Below are 15663 nucleotides of genomic sequence, written 5' to 3' on the forward strand. Positions count from 1 at the left end.
GGAATGGTCCGCCTCAAAAATAGTCAGGGCTGTTTGGGTAGAGATGCCTGAAGGCCCAGCGGATCAATCGCATACTCGAAAAAGCATCGTCTTCGGGGCAACGAAGGAGCGGGCACGCTACGCCCAAAACGGTTTCCTTTTTGCAAGGCTCCTCCGGGAGGCGTTCCAACGCTTCCCACTGACACAAATCAACAATCAGGTGAACTTGCGCATGGGGTAAAAACCCTGCTTGCACAATACCAGTACCGCGCACTTCCATCAGGCCTTCAAGCACCTTCGGCGGCTCCGCCAGCAATCGCCCGGTTTCTCCGTTCAAGAGCACGCGATCATCCGCGACAAGAGCCGCCAAGTGCCCGCGTGATCGCGCCGCCTCGAGAATTGTGTCACTCAATAACGACTTGCCGCTACCGGACTTGCCGCGGATCAGAAGTCCCTTGGTTCCGACAACAAGGCAGTTTGCGTGGATGTTGTTGGCTGTCACTTCTTGCGGCCTACGGGCAAAATGATCGTGAACCGGGCGCCGGCGATCCGGTCCATCCCGTCTTTGCCGGCTTCAATCCGGTTGGTTGCCGAAATTGATCCGCCGTGCGCATCAATGATCTGCCGTGAGATCGAGAGACCAAGGCCAGAATTGTTGCCAAAGCCCTCGCCGTCCGGCCGGTCGGTGTAAAACCGCTCGAAAATCCGTTCCGTGTTTTCCGCGCGGATACCGGGTCCATCGTCGTCCACGGTGATTTTGATTCCCCGTCCATCGCGGCCAAGATCCACCCGGACGGTTCCCTTCTTCGGTGAAAACGAACGGGCGTTGTCAAGAAGGTTGCTGATCACCTGACCAAGCCGAATGTCATGGCCTTGGACTTCGTAAGGTTTGGTGCCAGGCGCGTCCGCCACGGTCAGTTTAACTCGCGGGTCCCCCTTATCGGACCGCTCATTTGCGGCGTCTGCCATGTTCCGAAGAAGCTCGGCAATGTCGATCGTTTCCGATTGCGTCCGGGCAAGTTCTGCATCCAGGCGGGACGCATCGGAGATGTCGCTAATCAGCCGGTCGAGACGGCGGACGTCATGCTGAATAACTTCCATCAACCGGTTGCGCGAATCCTCGTTTCTAGCAAGCGGCAAGGTCTCGACCGCGCTTCTGAGAGAAGTCAGCGGGTTTTTGAGTTCATGTGCAACGTCTGCTGCAAAGCGCTCAATAGCGTCAATCTTGTCATAGAGCGCGTTGGTCATTTCACGGAAAGAGCGCGCCAGGTGACCAATCTCGTCTTGCCGGTCTGAGAACTCCGGGATTTCTTCACGAGACGTCGTTGATCCGGTCCTCACGCGATCCGCTGCGGCTGCAAGACGGCGCACAGGTCCTGCAATGGTCCCGGCCAGAAGGATCGACAACAGGATCGTGACCGTCGCAGCAAACAAGAAAACACGGATGATCGCGATGCGCTCAGCCCGAACAATGGCATCAATATCACCGCCCTGCGTTGACAAGAGCAAAGTGCCGAGCACGGCACGAAACCGCTGGATCGGAACAGCCACGGAGACGATCAGTTCACCACGCTGGGATATCCGGGTCACACTGGCCGGAGATCCTGCAAGAGCCGCCTCCACTTCAGGATAAGCTCGGCCGTCGCCTGCACCAACCTCCTGGTAGAGCGGCAGGTCGCCCTGCTGCATCCATCGCTTGCTCCACTGCCAGAGTGTGTCCCAAAAGCCTTCTTCCTCGACATTGGGCGGCGGCAGATCAAAGCGCAAAATCTGCGCACTGGAATAAAGGTGGCGGGAATCCAGGATCAAAATACCTTCCGGATCGTAGATCCGCGCACGCGTTTTCGTCGGAGATATCAGTCGACGAAGAACAGGACCGACACGTTCAGGATTGATTGGAAAGTCGAGGCTTTCAAGATCATCACCAGCCGTCGGCGTGATGCTCTCGCCTGCCTGAAGCTGCAACAAACGTTCCGGATCGACCGTAATCGTTCCGGTATCGACGGTCGCCGATGCCGCAATTGCACCGGCAATGATCTCCCCTTGCGTGAGGAGGCTCTGCACCCGTGCATCAATGAGACCGGCACGGAACTGATTGAGGTAGAGGATCCCGATCACGAGGGCGATAAGCCCAACCAGGTTGATCGCAATAATCCGGCGCGTCAGGGAAGACAGCACGTATGTCCCGAAGACCCGGCCCACCCGGCTCAAGAGCCTACGGCGAACGCGCTTCTTGCTCAAACGGCGCAGCTTGGAGCGCTCCGAACCGCCTTCCGGTTCAGAGATCTGCACGTTGTCGAGATGTTCACTTTCCACCGCCATTCAGGCCCACCTTCAGGTCTGTGGCCTCCAGCTCAAACCTCTCTGAACCGGTAGCCAACACCATAAAGGGTTTCGATCATGTCGAAATCGTCGTCAACCACTTTGAACTTCTTGCGCAGACGTTTGATGTGACTGTCGATGGTGCGGTCGTCAACATAGACCTGATCATCGTATGCCGCATCCATCAACGCATTCCGGCTTTTGACGACCCCCGGACGCTGGGCCAGGGCTGATAGAATGAGGAACTCGGTGACGGTCAACGTAACTGGCTTGTTATTCCAGGTGCAGGTATGCCGCTCCTGATCCATGACCAGTTGTCCGCGCTCCAGCAACTTGTCTGCGTCATCCCTTGGTGCTGATGCATCGCGCGGTTGGGCACGGCGCAGCACCGCTCGGACCCGCTCGACCAGCAACCGCTGGGAGAACGGCTTCCGGATGAAGTCGTCCGCGCCCATTTTGAGACCGAACAGCTCGTCGATTTCATCGTCTTTGGACGTCAGAAAGATGACCGGGAGATCTGATGTCTGACGCAACCGGCGCAGCAATTCCATGCCGTCCATTCGCGGCATCTTGATATCGAAGATCGCCAGTTCGGGCGGATCGCTTTGCAGGCCATCAAGCGCGGAGGTTCCATCCGTGTAGCTCTGGACCCGATATCCTTCCGCCTCCAATGCAATTGATACAGAGGTCAGGATATTGCGGTCGTCATCAACCAGGGCAATCGTTGGCATATTTGTCTTCGTCCACTTCCGGAAACGCACCGACGGCGCGCGTCGGTCAAACAGTAACACAAAGCCTTTGGCCTGCTAAATGCGCAAAAATTAAGGCGATCGGGCCATTTACAATCTGCGAGGTAAGGCGCGCATAGCCGAGGCAGCCCTTCTGGCGGGCTAAAACGTTTCTCCAGATGGCGGGGATAGCTCAGCGTTACAAGCCCCACTTCTAAAGCACGCAATAATGAGCTGAAACACTTTCAGCTGTTGTCGGAGCGCCAAACGCAAATGCTGTCAGTTACATTGGTGACACCAGTTGGGCGATCAGGTTCTCTCCTTACCCCGCCTGCCGCTGCGGGAACAAACTGATAGGCGGCAACACACCGCATTAATTGAATTTTGCGTGCGCTTCCGATCTCTATGCTCTGCCGCAGCGTTCTCAAATAAGGCGAGAATGAGATCGCCCCCTTTCGGCTCGATCACGTCACAGACCGAAAAAGCGCGTTTCAGCCGCATATACTTTCGCCTCAACAGACAAGTCGAAGAATTCGAAAGTTTCGTTTTTTTGTTTGCCGCCCAAATTAATTAAGTGGTATTTATTCGCGTATTTTAATCGATTAAACAAACACATAGCCCTTTGGCCGCCTTGCTGCATTTCTGCGCATCCACTAGGTTCGCAGCCCTTAAGATCGGGTTTAGTATTTGTTAACACTGCCCGGCCGCTAACAAATAGCTCCCACAACAAGGATCTCGGGATCATGCAGGAAGTAGGCGATAGGAATTCAGCCATTGGCAGCGAAACGTTCGGCTTCAAAGGACTGAAAGCGCTCTATTGGAACCAGAGCGAGCCTGCGCTTTATGAGTATTCCCTGAACCGAGGTGAAAGCCAGCTGGCCGCTGGCGGCGCTCTGGTCGCAGAAACCGGTGTACACACCGGCCGCTCGCCGAAAGACAAGTTTGTGGTTGTCGATGACCAGACCAAGGACGCCGTCTGGTGGGACAACAACGCGCAAATGTCCCGGGAGCAGTTTGATCTCCTGATGAGTGATTTCCTGGCACATGCTGAAGGAATGGAGCTTTTCGCGCAGGACCTTTACGGCGGAGCAGACGCCGACCACCGCCTGCCGGTCCGCGTGTACACCGAATATGCGTGGCATTCTCTTTTCATCCGCAATCTACTGTTGCGCCCGGAGCGCAGCGACCTTGCAGGTTTTGCGCCAGAAATGACGGTTGTCGATTTGCCGAGCTTTACGGCCGACCCGGCCCGCCATGGCTGCCGCAGTGAGACCGTGATTGCCGTTGATCTGACACGCAAGATCGTTCTGATCGGCGGCACGTCCTACGCTGGTGAAATGAAGAAGTCGGTGTTCACCGTTCTTAATCACCTGCTTCCGGAAAAAGGCATCATGCCGATGCACTGCTCGGCAAACGTGGGTGACAACGGCGATACAGCGGTCTTCTTCGGCCTGTCCGGCACCGGCAAGACAACCTTGTCCGCTGATCCGTCACGCACACTGATCGGCGATGATGAGCACGGCTGGAGCGAAAACGGCGTCTTCAACTTTGAAGGTGGCTGCTACGCAAAGACCATCAAACTGTCCGCGGAGGCAGAGCCGGAAATCTATTCCACCACTCAGCGGTTCGGCACGGTTCTGGAGAATGTTGTGCTGGACGCAGACCGGGTTCCGGATTTCGACGATGGTTCGAAAACAGAAAACACCCGGGCCGCTTACCCGATCCACTTCATTTCCAATGCCAGCGACACTGGCTGTGCGCCGGTCCCGAAGACGATCATCATGCTAACGGCAGATGCCTTTGGCGTCATGCCTCCAATCGCTCGCCTCACCCCGGCCCAGGCAATGTATCACTTCCTATCCGGTTACACGGCGAAGGTGGCGGGCACAGAAAAAGGTGTGACCGAGCCGCAAGCAACGTTCTCAACGTGTTTCGGCGCGCCGTTCTTGCCGCGCCATCCGTCCGAATACGGAAATCTTCTCAAGGATCTGATCGCCACGCACAATGTCGATTGCTGGCTGGTGAACACCGGCTGGACCGGCGGCGCGCATGGTGTCGGCCACCGCATGCCGATCAAGGCGACCCGCACCCTTTTGCAGGCTGCACTCTCCGGTGATCTTTCGAACGCAGAATTCCGGACAGATGCAAACTTCGGCTTCGAAGTTCCTGTTGAAGTTGCCGGTGTCGATACTGAGATCCTGACGCCGCGCGACACTTGGACCGACAAAGAGGCCTATGACACACAAGCTGCCAAACTGGTCGATATGTTCGTCAACAATTTCGAGACCTTCGAACCACATGTCGACAACTCTGTCCGCAGCGCAGCCCCATCCGTCCGGCTCGCGGCAGAATAACCCCAAACACGGTCCGGGTACCGACCAGTCTGTCGGTGCCCGGACACATTTCAAACGCTGCTGTTTTCTGGAGCAAATCGCATACAGGTTACTTGAGGTTTCTCTGCCACTCGGCTTTGCCTCGTACGTGAAACCTGAAGTAACCTGTATGTCGTTAAACGCGACACGCTGCAGCTGCTTCGTGGCTCACGCGCGGTCTCCACGGTTCGGCTGCCAGTTTACATGTCTGATCGGCACTGTCGTTTCTGACAGCCTCAAAAGCGGCGCACAATATTGGCTCCAAGCAAACTCGTTCCGGATGAACCGGGCCCACCCGGAAACACCATCCCGTCGAAGGCTCCTTAACAAACGGATCGCTATTGGGGTTTGCAGCACGATCACACAATCACACTTTCCGATGAGTTCTCGCGATGCAGATACACTCCCGGATAACAGTCCTTCGATAACGACAGATTGTTCCGCATCAGTGTGTCTCGTTTCCAATTCAGGCAAAAGGGCCTCGACCCCGTCGTAAAGGTCGAGCTGATAAGGCCGAGTTGCAGATAAGCTGCGCGCAAAACTTGTTTTGCCGCTGCAAGAGGCTCCGGTAATCAAGACCAGCACGGCAGTTTCCTCATCAATTCAACCGGTCGCGCAAGGTGTTCCACAATCGCCACTGCACCGGATATCGACGGATCAGGCACTCTAGTGCGATACCGAGCCGAAGCGACAGGTCTGAGAGCTGAAAGCTCCTGCTGTCACCGTCTGTGAGGTCGGGAAAGAATTCTACTCGGACCAGCTCCTTCGATATATCAAGATCACGTGCAACAGCCATCGGAACTATCGCGGCATTCGTCTGTCTCGCAATCTTTAGCAAGGAGCGGGATACCGAAACCCAGGCGCCAAACATGGGTGCCTCAATCATACCCGACCCTTGATAAACATAATCACAGTAGGCTGCTGTAACGCTCCCTTCATTTAATAACTTCAGCAAAGGGCGTACAGCTGCAGTGCTCGCAGGCAACTCTGCAACGCTCTTTGGCAAACCATCCAAAGTGAGAGAAGCGCCTCCACCAGGAGCCTTGCGGATCACGCCTATCTTGCGGTCTCTCAACGGAGAACACACAAAGGCATAACCTGGATGTGTCTGAAAAACGCTGACAAGAATTACACCCCGGCCTGCTTCGCCTGGACCAAGCACATGCTCAGCACCCGACACGTCTAGTTCTGTTTGCGGATACGTGCCCGAGGCAAAATCAATGGAATCAGAAAGCGAGGCAAAAAGGAGGCGCGCATGATCCAATGCCAATGACCTACGCTGCTCATCGGTCCACACCCAGTCAACCAACTCCATGTTCCATCGGAGTTCCTTCGCATAGTTACCGATGTTATCAAGAAACATGTCCCTGCCAATTTCCGATAACATGACGCGGCGCTGTCGAGCCGGAATCTGCGACAGCTCCCTCTGCCACTCAGCGTCGCCGAACCAATCCCCTAAAAGCCGGTGGACATCAATATTGCCGCGCGAACTGCGTCTTTTTTCGCAGTCAATGCGCCAACGGGTCTGCAAAACGTTCTGCATATCGCAATAGCCGATCCGAGTTTGCGAGTCGCCGCAAGATATCTGGGAAAAGCGCCATCGATACCGCACACTCACCGGTATCTACCTTTGTGACATCCCCGGTCTTTGCCAGGCAGGTACCACCGCAAAAGATCCGCCAGTCGCAGGTTGCACAGGGGGTAAGGCTTCGAACGGTCCGGCTCCGGATACTTCGCGCCTCTGCGGAGGACAAAGCTTGGGAAATCCCGCCATCGGCGAGACTCCCCAACGATAAGGCGGGTTCGCTAATACAGTCACAGGCCTCCACTGTACCATCGGCGGAGACCGAGACCAATTCCTTAGCAGCGCCGCAACCATTGCGCAGGCACATGTTCGGACGCTCGTATCCGAGCACATTCCGCACGTAGTGCAAGACAGGGCGGATTTCCATGTCGCCAAACTCATCCGCTTCGACCCCATCCAAAAGATCTATGTAAGAAGCGATCAATTCGTCCAAATCAGGGGCAAAACGTGATGGTTTTTTTGTAGCCCGACCAGCGGCCTGAAACACTGTGACATCCCAACACCGCACTCCCCAATCGCGAAAGTGACAGGCGACCTCCTTCAGTCTGGCGGCGTTGGCGTTGGTAACGGTTGTCAGGACGCCCATCTGGCTTGCAAGTTCGGGAAAGTCTGAAATTGCCTCTGTGATGTTTTGCCAAGTTCCTCGCCCCTTAAAGTCAACCCTGAACGTATCGTTTACCGATTTCGGACCATCCAAAGATACGCCGACAGAAAAACGGTTTTTGATGAGAAACTTCACGATTTCCGGCGTAAAGCGCGTTCCGTTGGTCTGAATGGACAACAACAGCTCGGTATCTGCCTTTTGTGCCTCCACCTGAGCATATGCAACAAGGTCGGTGATGGCATCAAATGCCAGCAATGGCTCTCCACCATGAAATAGGATGTTCAGGCGCGGACCGGCATTCTCCAAGGTCCCCCGAATGGCTTTCTTGCCCTGTTCAACAGTCAGCCGGTTCTTGTAGGTGGCCGCCTCAAAGTCATAGCAATACGTGCAAGCAATGTTGCAGTAGCCCGCCATTTTCAGAATTAAGGTGTTGATTTCGCTTGTTTCATTCTCGAAATCGACACGATCCCAAGCGTTCCGGCCATTTACTGACAAAAGCCCAGCACGATAAAGCTCAGCAACGAGCGGTATTTCTAAGGCATCTGAAAACCTGTCCAAAAGGCGGGAGGACGCAGCCTCAAGGAGCGCTTGCACATTTGGGACAGACTGATTTTCAACAATAATCCAAGACCCTGAATGCGCTTGAAGAAACAAGGATTTACCAGAACCGATTGCGCGGCAAGTGATCGGTCCTGGCACACCGAAACGCGTCTCTGGCACCGCCTCCCGGCCAGCCATTTCTACTTGCAACCGAGCCTCCCATACCAAGGATTTGCCTAAGCAGCCAGCCTCCACCTTTTCCACGCGTGTTGAACGAATCTAAAGCGAGGCATTAGCTGGGATGCTCCTCATTTTTGGAACACCCCAGCTCGCGCCGAGAACAAACTTGCAATCAGTATCTGATGGAAAAAACGACCTCAGCAGGCCCGTTTCCAGATCGTCTTCGTCCATGTCGAAGCGGCATCTTTCCCGCCACTCAGACGCCCGCCACGAATAATAACATCATCAATGCCTCGGCCGACCTGACTTCCGAGCATAGATTTTACAAGACTTTCCAGCTGATCCGAATTCAAATCCGCACGTTGGAGCATGTCTTCGTCAGGGAGTTGAATAACGACAGATTTCCCTTTTTCCATTCCACCCTCCATTAAACCTAGAAGATTATTATTTCCACTCCACAACCATACTCTTAAGCTTCCCATACGTCAATTCAAACGCGGTACATTTGTGGCTTGGAACTATCGACTTCTGCGTGGTGCGCTATAAGCTGCAGGTGTTGCGGCATGAGGAGAAAGACAATGTCAACGGATGCAACACTGCCAGTGGAGGGTTTGGATGTGCTTGCAACCACCCAAACCTGGAAAGAGGCGGGCCGCTCGGTGGCCTTGGCGACTGTCGTTGAGACCTGGGGGTCCGCGCCCCGCCCCGCCGGATCGCATCTGGTGATCGATGCTGATGGCAATTTTGAGGGCTCAGTGTCCGGCGGCTGCGTTGAAGGCGCGGTGGTTGCGGAAGCCATTGATGTGATTGAAACAGGTAAAGCGGCGATGCTTGAATTTGGCGTTGCCGATGAAACAGCTTGGCGGGTTGGTCTGTCTTGTGGCGGCCGCATTCGCGTTTATGTCGAGCCGGTTAACTGATTGAGTATAGTCGATGCCACCTATTGAGACGTTGTTGGCCTTTTTCGCCGCGACTGCCCTTTTTGCCTACATGCCAGGACCTGCCCTGCTTTACACCGCCGCTCAGACGATCGCGCGGGGACGCCGCGCCGGGTTTCTTGCAGCTCTCGGCATTCATATGGGCTGCTACGTGCACGTCTTTGCAGCAGCTCTCGGGCTCTCCGCGATCTTTTCTGTCGTTCCGAATCTTTACTTCGCGCTGAAAATCATTGGCGGCACCTATCTGATTTTTCTCGGCATTCAGATGATCCGCGCACAGGCGGATAGTGGCGCAATACCCAACCTGCCTCAAAAAAGCGGTCGGCGGGCCATGGTGGACAGCTTCCTCGTGGAAGTCCTCAATCCGAAGGTCGCCGTCTTTTTCATAGCATTTCTGCCACAGTTCGTTAGCCCGGAAGCGGCCCTTCCGGTCTGGGCACAGTTCCTCATTCTCGGGACGATCGTCAATTTTGCCTTCACATCCGCAGATATCGTTACCGTCTTGTTCGCCTCGGAAGTCAAAAAGCGCTTCACGCGTCAATCCAGAATGCAGGCCGTTACCCGTTGGGCTGGCGGCTCACTGCTTGTCGGGCTTGGGCTGAAGCTGGCAACGGATCGCAGCTGACATGGACCTTTCACTCCTTCGCCAAATGAATGTGGAACGGGCGGCCCGCAGGGCGGCTATCCTGGTCACGGATATGACGGCCGGCAGTCAACGGCTGATCAAGAGGGACGTTGCCTACCGTGACGACCCTCTGGCAGACGAGTTCGACAAGCGCTTCCTGTCCGGCAAATCCGGCCTTGTCAAAACCGATGCAGGCGAAGCTTTTCTGACGGTCTCTGTTCCCGCACCCCGGCTTGTCCTCATTGGGGCCGTACACATCAGTCAGGCATTGGTTCCCATGGCTGAAATTGCAGGCTTCGATGTCAGCGTAATTGATCCACGCACGGCCTTCGCGACCGAAGACCGGTTTCCTGGGTCCAGCTTGTTGGCTGAGTGGCCGGAAGATGTCCTGAAAGCCCAGCCATTTGACCCTTACACCGCCGTCGCGGCGGTCACCCATGACCCCAAGATTGATGATTACCCACTCATGGAAGCGCTCAAGACCGGGTGCTTTTATGTGGGTGCTCTTGGCAGCAAAAAGACCCATGGCAAGCGCCTGGACCGGTTCAGGGAAGCGGGCTTGTCAGAGGATGTAATGAGCCGGATTGAAGCGCCAATCGGTCTCGACATTGGTGCAGCCTCCCCTCAAGAAATTGCAGTTGCAGTCCTCGCCTCAGTGATCAAGGCCTTACGAAAACCCGATGGGGTTTCGCCATGAAGAGGGGCCCGGAATGAAGTTTGGCCCCGTTGCGCCGATGGAAGCTGAGGGCTGTGTGCTCGCCCACTCGACCAAACTGCCTGGCCTCATCCTCAAGAAAGGGCATCGCTTAACAGAAACCGACTGTGCTCTTTTGAGCGAGGCCGGCTTGGAGACGATTGTTGTTGCGCGCCTTGAAGCCGGAGACCTGGACGAAGACGCAGCGGCAGCCCGACTAGGAGGCGCTGCCAAAGGTGCCGGCCTGTACACGGATGCGCCGTTTACGGGCCGGATGAACCTGTTTTCAGACACCGACGGTGTTCTGGTTATTGATGAGGCCGCGGTCACAGATGCCAATAGAATAGATCCTGCGATTACCTTTGCAACGCTCGCAAATCATACTCGGGTCACGCCGGGCCGGATGGTTGCCACTGCCAAGATCATTCCGTTTGCTTTAGCTGATGACTTGCTCGAGAAAGCCGAAACCGCGATTAATGGTGCGGTCCGCGTCGCCCCGTTTTCTGCCTGCAAAGTCGGCTTGATCGCAACATGCTTGCCCCATTTGAAACCGGCCACGATGGATAAAACCCGCCGGATACTCGAAGACCGGCTTCGGGCAAGCGGCAGTTACATCGCGGCTGAATTGCGCGTCGACCATACCGAAGAGGCTGTTTCTGCTGCCATCTCCCAAATGAATACCCGCGGCGTGGACTTGCTGATCCTGTTTGGTGCGTCCGCCGTTGTTGACCGGGAAGATGTTCTTCCTGCAGCGCTGGAAAGAGCTGGCGGCGACGTTCGACACCTCGGCATGCCGGTGGACCCGGGTAACCTTCTTATGCTGGGCGATCTCAACGCCACGCCTGTGATCGGCGCACCGGGGTGCGCCCGCAGCCCTAAGGAAAACGGCTTTGACTGGATCCTTGATCGCCTGCTCGCCGGATTGGCAGTTTCAACCCAGGACATTACTGGCATGGGTGTTGGAGGCCTCTTGATGGAAATCGGAACGCGGCCGCAACCAAGGGCCCCAAAGCCCTCAAGGTCGAAGCCGAAGATCGCAGCGATCATTCTGGGCGCCGGTAAGTCCTCCCGCATGGGTGGACCGAACAAGCTGCTGGCGCAACTGGATGGCAAGTCGTTGATACGTCACACTGCAGAAACGGCTTGCGGTGCTGATCTGATCGAAACCGTTCTGGTCACTGGTCATCTTGCTGAGAGGGTCGAAGCCGAAGTTGATGATCTTGATCTGAATGTCACGTTTAATGCCGACTATGCAGATGGTATGGCGGGCTCGATCCGCGCTGGCATGAATGCTCTAAAAACTGACCCGGACGCTGTTGTTATTCTTCTCGGCGATATGCCGCGCATTACGCCAGTGGATTTGAACCACCTCATTGGTGCCTACCAGGAAAGCTCCAGCAACCTTATCGTCACAGCGACAGCCGACGGGAAACGCGGCAATCCGGTACTCTGGGATCAGCGATTTTTCGATGCGCTGAAATCCTTGACCGGTGACATTGGCGGTCGACATCTTATCGCTGAGAATCTGGGCTTCGTAGCGGAAGTCGAGCTTGGTGATGCGGCCCGGCTCGATTTGGACACACCCCAAGCACTATTTGCAGCCGGTGGGCAGCTCCCGCCAGATGACCAACAATAAAGCGCTAAACAACGGAAGTTGTTTGGCTTTCTGAGCAAAGGTAAACTAGGCTTAACCGGCTATGCAGGAAATGCAAGGCCGACATGCCTGCTATTCTATTGCAATTTTGTGACATCCGACCTATGTACTCGTTGCGCTTGCTGAAGAGCTCTCTGCTTGCAGGGGTGGGCCATGAAAAACGTCCCGGGCGTCTGCTAAATCCGATTTATTTCAAAGGCTGTTCGGATCCTCACTTGAGGAGGATGCTCGAGCGCTTTTGTTGTGTGCGTAAAGAATAAAGGAAACTGTTATGGCTGACTTGTCCCTCCCGCGCCCGGGCTGCTGTAAATGGGCAGAAGGCGACGCTGGAAATTACACCTTTCCGTGCTCCAACCGGGTCGAGCCGGGCGTTTCTTACTGTGACGACCACCGCTCCATCGTTTACATCCCACCGGAAGAGCGCCGCCGCAACCGTTCTGGTGGTGGCATGAGCTTGTCCTTCCGTCGCGCGGCTTAAAACTACAGCTGCTTGTAAATAAAAGCAGCTCTCCGTGGATCATCCACGCGCCTCAAACCCGGCCCCAGGCCGGGTTTTTTGTTGGCGCCTTGGCACTTTTTACGATCGACCTTAGCGCCAATACGTTTCAAGTTCCGTATATTTTACCTATTCATTCAATTTACCCTGCGTTCTTTTCTCCCTATTTACTACTCCCTCAAAGCTTTTTCTGTTTCTTTTTTAGATATTTTTTATTCAATTATTGGAGCCAGTTAAGATTTTGTTTTTAACCGACCGGTACTTTTTCCCGTACTAGATTTGTTGCAAAGCAACCTAGACGACGGGCAGGATGGGTATACACCTGGTTGAAAATGAGAGGGAACGCCTGGACGCGCTGCACGCACTGCAGATCGTGGGCTCTGAGCGTTTGCCGGAATATGATGCGGTGGTGGAAGCCGTTGCAGCCATCTTCGATTGCCCCATCGCATTGATTTCTCTGGTAGATGAACGTGTTCAATGGTTCAAGGCCGCCTGCGGCGTTGATATCGAAGGCACTGCGAGAGAAGTTTCCATCTGCCAACATGCCCTTTCAGCTGATGATCTGTTTGTCGTTCCAGATACACTGAGCGATGAAAGATTCTGCGACAATCCGTTGGTCATGGGTGAGCCGAATATCCGTTTCTATGCCGGTTGTCCTCTAAGTCTGGATGGAAAAAACAGGCTCGGCACTCTCTGCGTCATCGACCAAAGACCACGCAAGCCGGCCCGGCAGCAATTGAACCAGCTGCGACGTATGGGCCGGGTGGTCGAGGGGCTTCTGAAATCTCATCAGGCAAGTGTGGAAAAAGAAGCAGCGCTTGCGCGTGCAGAAGCAGAACATGAAGAGGCCGTGGGCAAAGGCCGGCTGCTTGAGGAAATTGCCGCCGTATCGGGCGTTGGTGGCTGGGAGTTATGCATGAACTCTCAAAAGCTGACATGGACGCGGAAGACCCACGAGATCCATGACGTGTCAGACGACTATGTCCCGAACGTCGAAACAGCCATTGACTTCTATGCACCAGAGGCCCGGGGGACAATCACCAAGGCGGTTGCGCGTGGCATTGAGCAAGGCCGCGGCTGGGATGCTGAACTGCCCCTGGTAACCGCCAAAGGTCGCCAAATCTGGGTGCGCGCTGTGGGCCGCCCAATCGAAAAGGACGGGGAAACCATCAAGCTTGTTGGCGCATTTCAGGACGTAACTGAGCGGAAACAAGTTGAACAAGCGGTGCGCGAATCCGAAGCCGCACACCGAACGACGCTTGAGACGCTCAGTGAAGGTGTCCTGGTTCTGACCCGATCCGGCGTCATCCAGTCCTGCAATCCGGCAGGCGCGAAACTGCTTGATTCTACGACCGAGCGTCTCGTCGGCCGAAACGTCAAAGACCTCACAGTCGCTGTCGTTTGTGACCTCGGAGTTTCACACCAGGACGTTAATACGCTCGAACTGGCGGCAAAAGATCCGCTCCTCGTCTGCGATGCCACTGCTGAACTCAAACACAGTGGAAAAGCGGCGTCGCGATGGTTGCGTGTCAATGCAAGACCCATTGCACAAGGCGGCGATTACGCCCTTGATGGGGTCGTCGTTTCACTGACCGACATCACGGAAACCAAACGCCAGGCGAATACGCTCCAAGGCATTTTCGACAATTTCCCGGGCGGTGTGGCGCACTACAGCGACAACTTCCAACTCGCATCTTACAACGATGAATTCGGCAAACTGCTCGGTTATCCCGCCGATATGTTACGGCAGAAGTTGCACATTCTGGATTACCTCAAGTTTTCAGCCGAAAGAGGTGATTATGGGCCTGGAGACCCGGAGAAACTTGCTCTGGAGAAGTTCAGGCTGAACTCTACCTCCGAAGCCTATAGCTATGAGCGGCACAATGCCGACGGTCGATACCTGGAAGTTCGGTACACACCATTGCCGGCGGGCGGTTCCATTTTCAATTTCTTTGACGTGACTGATCGCAAGGAAATGGAGAAAACGCTGGCTGAGAGCGAACGTCTCGCACGAGACAGGTTGGCAGAGCTCGAGGCCGTCCTCGGCAACATGCGCCAAGGCGTGAGCGTATTCGACAAGGACGGCAAGCTCATCTTGTGGAACCAGCAATACCTGGACATCTTCCGGAAGCCCTATGGCGAGGTGCGCGAAGGTGTCAGCCTTATTGATTTGCTTCAGGCAGAAAAAGACCGCGGCGATTTCGATGGCGACGTCGAAGAACACTATAAATCGCTCTATGAAAAACTGTCCCGCGGCGAAGTCGTCCGATCGAAATTCACACATCCCGACGGCAAGGTGATCGGGGTGGTCCATGCACCATTGCCGGACGGCGGATGGATCGGGACCCACGAAGACATCACTTTGCGCGAAGAAGCCGCAGCGCGCATTACCCATGCGGCCCACCACGATGACCTGACGGGTCTTGCTAACCGCGCACTCTTCACGGCACGCCTTCAAGAAGCCCTGCTCGATGCCCAGATGCAAGGAACGGGTGGACATCTGTTGTTGTTGGATCTTGATCGCTTCAAACCAGTCAACGACACCTATGGGCACGATGTCGGAGACGAGCTGCTCTGTCAGGTTGCGCAGAGGTTCAAGGAGTGCGTACGTGCAACCGACCTGGTAGCGCGCATTGGCGGGGATGAGTTTGCAATTATTCTTCAAGGCGGCGGGCCAAGCGAGCCCTGGGTGACCGAGATCGCGGAGCGGCTGGTAACGGCACTCAATGAGCCCTTTGATGTCTTTGCCCATAATGTTTCGATCGGGATCAGCATCGGGATTTCTTATATTGGTGCAGACGCCGCATCCATTGAATCCCTGCAGAAAAAAGCTGACATCGCGCTCTATGAAGTCAAGCAGAATGGGCGCAACGGCTTCCGGTTCTACGAGGCTGGCCGCGCCCACAAGGTTATCCGCGGCGGTGCGGCCTAAACAAAACTTCGCAA

General features: G+C 55.3%; 13 protein-coding genes. 7 read left to right on the forward strand and 6 right to left on the reverse strand.

The genetic code is table 11. The annotated features are described in order from the left end of the window. Positions 1-13: 13 nt before the first annotated feature. Genes AC0J4F_RS02910 through AC0J4F_RS02920 form a run of 3 tightly spaced genes read right to left on the reverse strand, consistent with a single transcriptional unit; the run spans position 14 to position 3032 of the window. A complete protein-coding gene (locus tag AC0J4F_RS02910; RefSeq protein WP_473025354.1) occupies positions 14-481 on the reverse strand; it encodes an HPr kinase/phosphorylase in 468 nt (155 codons plus the stop codon). Then, positions 478-2301 (reverse strand): stimulus-sensing domain-containing protein, encoded by a 1824-nt coding sequence (locus AC0J4F_RS02915; RefSeq protein ID WP_473025355.1) that lies wholly within the window; start codon positions 2299-2301, stop codon positions 478-480. The genes AC0J4F_RS02910 and AC0J4F_RS02915 overlap by 4 nt, the downstream gene beginning before the upstream one ends. Positions 2302-2333: 32 nt before the next feature. Then, positions 2334-3032, reverse strand: a complete 699-nt coding sequence (locus tag AC0J4F_RS02920; protein WP_133949114.1) for a response regulator transcription factor — start codon at positions 3030-3032, stop codon at positions 2334-2336. Positions 3033-3772: 740 nt separating this feature from the next. Between AC0J4F_RS02920 and AC0J4F_RS02925 the strand changes: the two genes are divergently transcribed. After that, a complete protein-coding gene (locus AC0J4F_RS02925) occupies positions 3773-5383 on the forward strand; it encodes a phosphoenolpyruvate carboxykinase (RefSeq protein WP_133949116.1) in 1611 nt (536 codons plus the stop codon). A gap of 616 nt (positions 5384-5999) precedes the next feature. On the opposite strand, the gene AC0J4F_RS02930 is transcribed toward AC0J4F_RS02925, so the two are convergent. The 3 genes from AC0J4F_RS02930 to AC0J4F_RS02940 all read right to left on the reverse strand — a co-directional run bounded on the left by AC0J4F_RS02930 (position 6000) and on the right by AC0J4F_RS02940 (position 8726). After that, positions 6000-6944 (reverse strand): LpxL/LpxP family acyltransferase, encoded by a 945-nt coding sequence (locus AC0J4F_RS02930; protein ID WP_133949118.1) that lies wholly within the window; start codon positions 6942-6944, stop codon positions 6000-6002. Beyond that, complete coding sequence (locus AC0J4F_RS02935) at positions 6910-8340, reverse strand: radical SAM/SPASM domain-containing protein (RefSeq protein WP_133949120.1); 1431 nt, start codon at positions 8338-8340, stop codon at positions 6910-6912. The genes AC0J4F_RS02930 and AC0J4F_RS02935 overlap by 35 nt, the downstream gene beginning before the upstream one ends. Positions 8341-8507: 167 nt before the next feature. Beyond that, positions 8508-8726 (reverse strand): hypothetical protein, encoded by a 219-nt coding sequence (locus tag AC0J4F_RS02940; RefSeq protein WP_133949122.1) that lies wholly within the window; start codon positions 8724-8726, stop codon positions 8508-8510. A 162-nt stretch (positions 8727-8888) separates the two neighbouring features. Here AC0J4F_RS02940 and AC0J4F_RS02945 point away from each other — a divergent pair, with 162 nt between their 5' ends. The 6 genes from AC0J4F_RS02945 (at position 8889) to AC0J4F_RS02970 (ending at position 15649) form a co-directional block, all read left to right on the forward strand. Then, positions 8889-9230: an XdhC family protein gene (locus AC0J4F_RS02945; protein ID WP_208326710.1), complete on the forward strand. Its 342-nt coding sequence runs from the start codon at positions 8889-8891 to the stop codon at positions 9228-9230. Positions 9231-9243: 13 nt separating this feature from the next. Continuing rightward, a complete protein-coding gene (locus AC0J4F_RS02950) occupies positions 9244-9873 on the forward strand; it encodes a LysE family translocator (RefSeq protein WP_133949124.1) in 630 nt (209 codons plus the stop codon). Position 9874: 1 nt separating this feature from the next. Further along, positions 9875-10570 (forward strand): XdhC family protein, encoded by a 696-nt coding sequence (locus tag AC0J4F_RS02955; RefSeq protein ID WP_473025356.1) that lies wholly within the window; start codon positions 9875-9877, stop codon positions 10568-10570. Between the two features lie 13 nt (positions 10571-10583). Beyond that, entirely contained in the window at positions 10584-12203 is a 1620-nt protein-coding gene (locus tag AC0J4F_RS02960; protein ID WP_473025357.1) for an NTP transferase domain-containing protein, read from the forward strand. Between the two features lie 289 nt (positions 12204-12492). After that, entirely contained in the window at positions 12493-12699 is a 207-nt protein-coding gene (locus AC0J4F_RS02965) for a hypothetical protein (protein WP_133949130.1), read from the forward strand. Between the two features lie 328 nt (positions 12700-13027). Beyond that, positions 13028-15649, forward strand: coding sequence for a PAS-domain containing protein (locus AC0J4F_RS02970; RefSeq protein WP_473025358.1), 2622 nt, complete (start codon positions 13028-13030; stop codon positions 15647-15649). Positions 15650-15663: the final 14 nt, after the last annotated feature.

The sequence above is a fragment of the Roseibium sp. R5 genome, from assembly GCF_055755305.1.

Bases quoted from the DNA above. Each gene is read 5' to 3' on its own strand.
- AC0J4F_RS02915 (WP_473025355.1), bottom strand. From the start codon at position 2,301: ATGGCGGTGGAAAGTGAACATCTCGACAACGTGCAGATCTCTGAACCG.
- AC0J4F_RS02920 (WP_133949114.1), bottom strand. From the start codon at position 3,032: ATGCCAACGATTGCCCTGGTTGATGACGACCGCAATATCCTGACCTCT.
- AC0J4F_RS02925 (WP_133949116.1), top strand. From the start codon at position 3,773: ATGCAGGAAGTAGGCGATAGGAATTCAGCCATTGGCAGCGAAACGTTC.
- AC0J4F_RS02930 (WP_133949118.1), bottom strand. From the start codon at position 6,944: ATGCAGAACGTTTTGCAGACCCGTTGGCGCATTGACTGCGAAAAAAGA.
- AC0J4F_RS02940 (WP_133949122.1), bottom strand. From the start codon at position 8,726: ATGGAAAAAGGGAAATCTGTCGTTATTCAACTCCCTGACGAAGACATG.
- AC0J4F_RS02945 (WP_208326710.1), top strand. From the start codon at position 8,889: ATGTCAACGGATGCAACACTGCCAGTGGAGGGTTTGGATGTGCTTGCA.
- AC0J4F_RS02950 (WP_133949124.1), top strand. From the start codon at position 9,244: ATGCCACCTATTGAGACGTTGTTGGCCTTTTTCGCCGCGACTGCCCTT.
- AC0J4F_RS02955 (WP_473025356.1), top strand. From the start codon at position 9,875: ATGGACCTTTCACTCCTTCGCCAAATGAATGTGGAACGGGCGGCCCGC.
- AC0J4F_RS02960 (WP_473025357.1), top strand. From the start codon at position 10,584: ATGAAGTTTGGCCCCGTTGCGCCGATGGAAGCTGAGGGCTGTGTGCTC.
- AC0J4F_RS02965 (WP_133949130.1), top strand. From the start codon at position 12,493: ATGGCTGACTTGTCCCTCCCGCGCCCGGGCTGCTGTAAATGGGCAGAA.
- AC0J4F_RS02970 (WP_473025358.1), top strand. From the start codon at position 13,028: ATGGGTATACACCTGGTTGAAAATGAGAGGGAACGCCTGGACGCGCTG.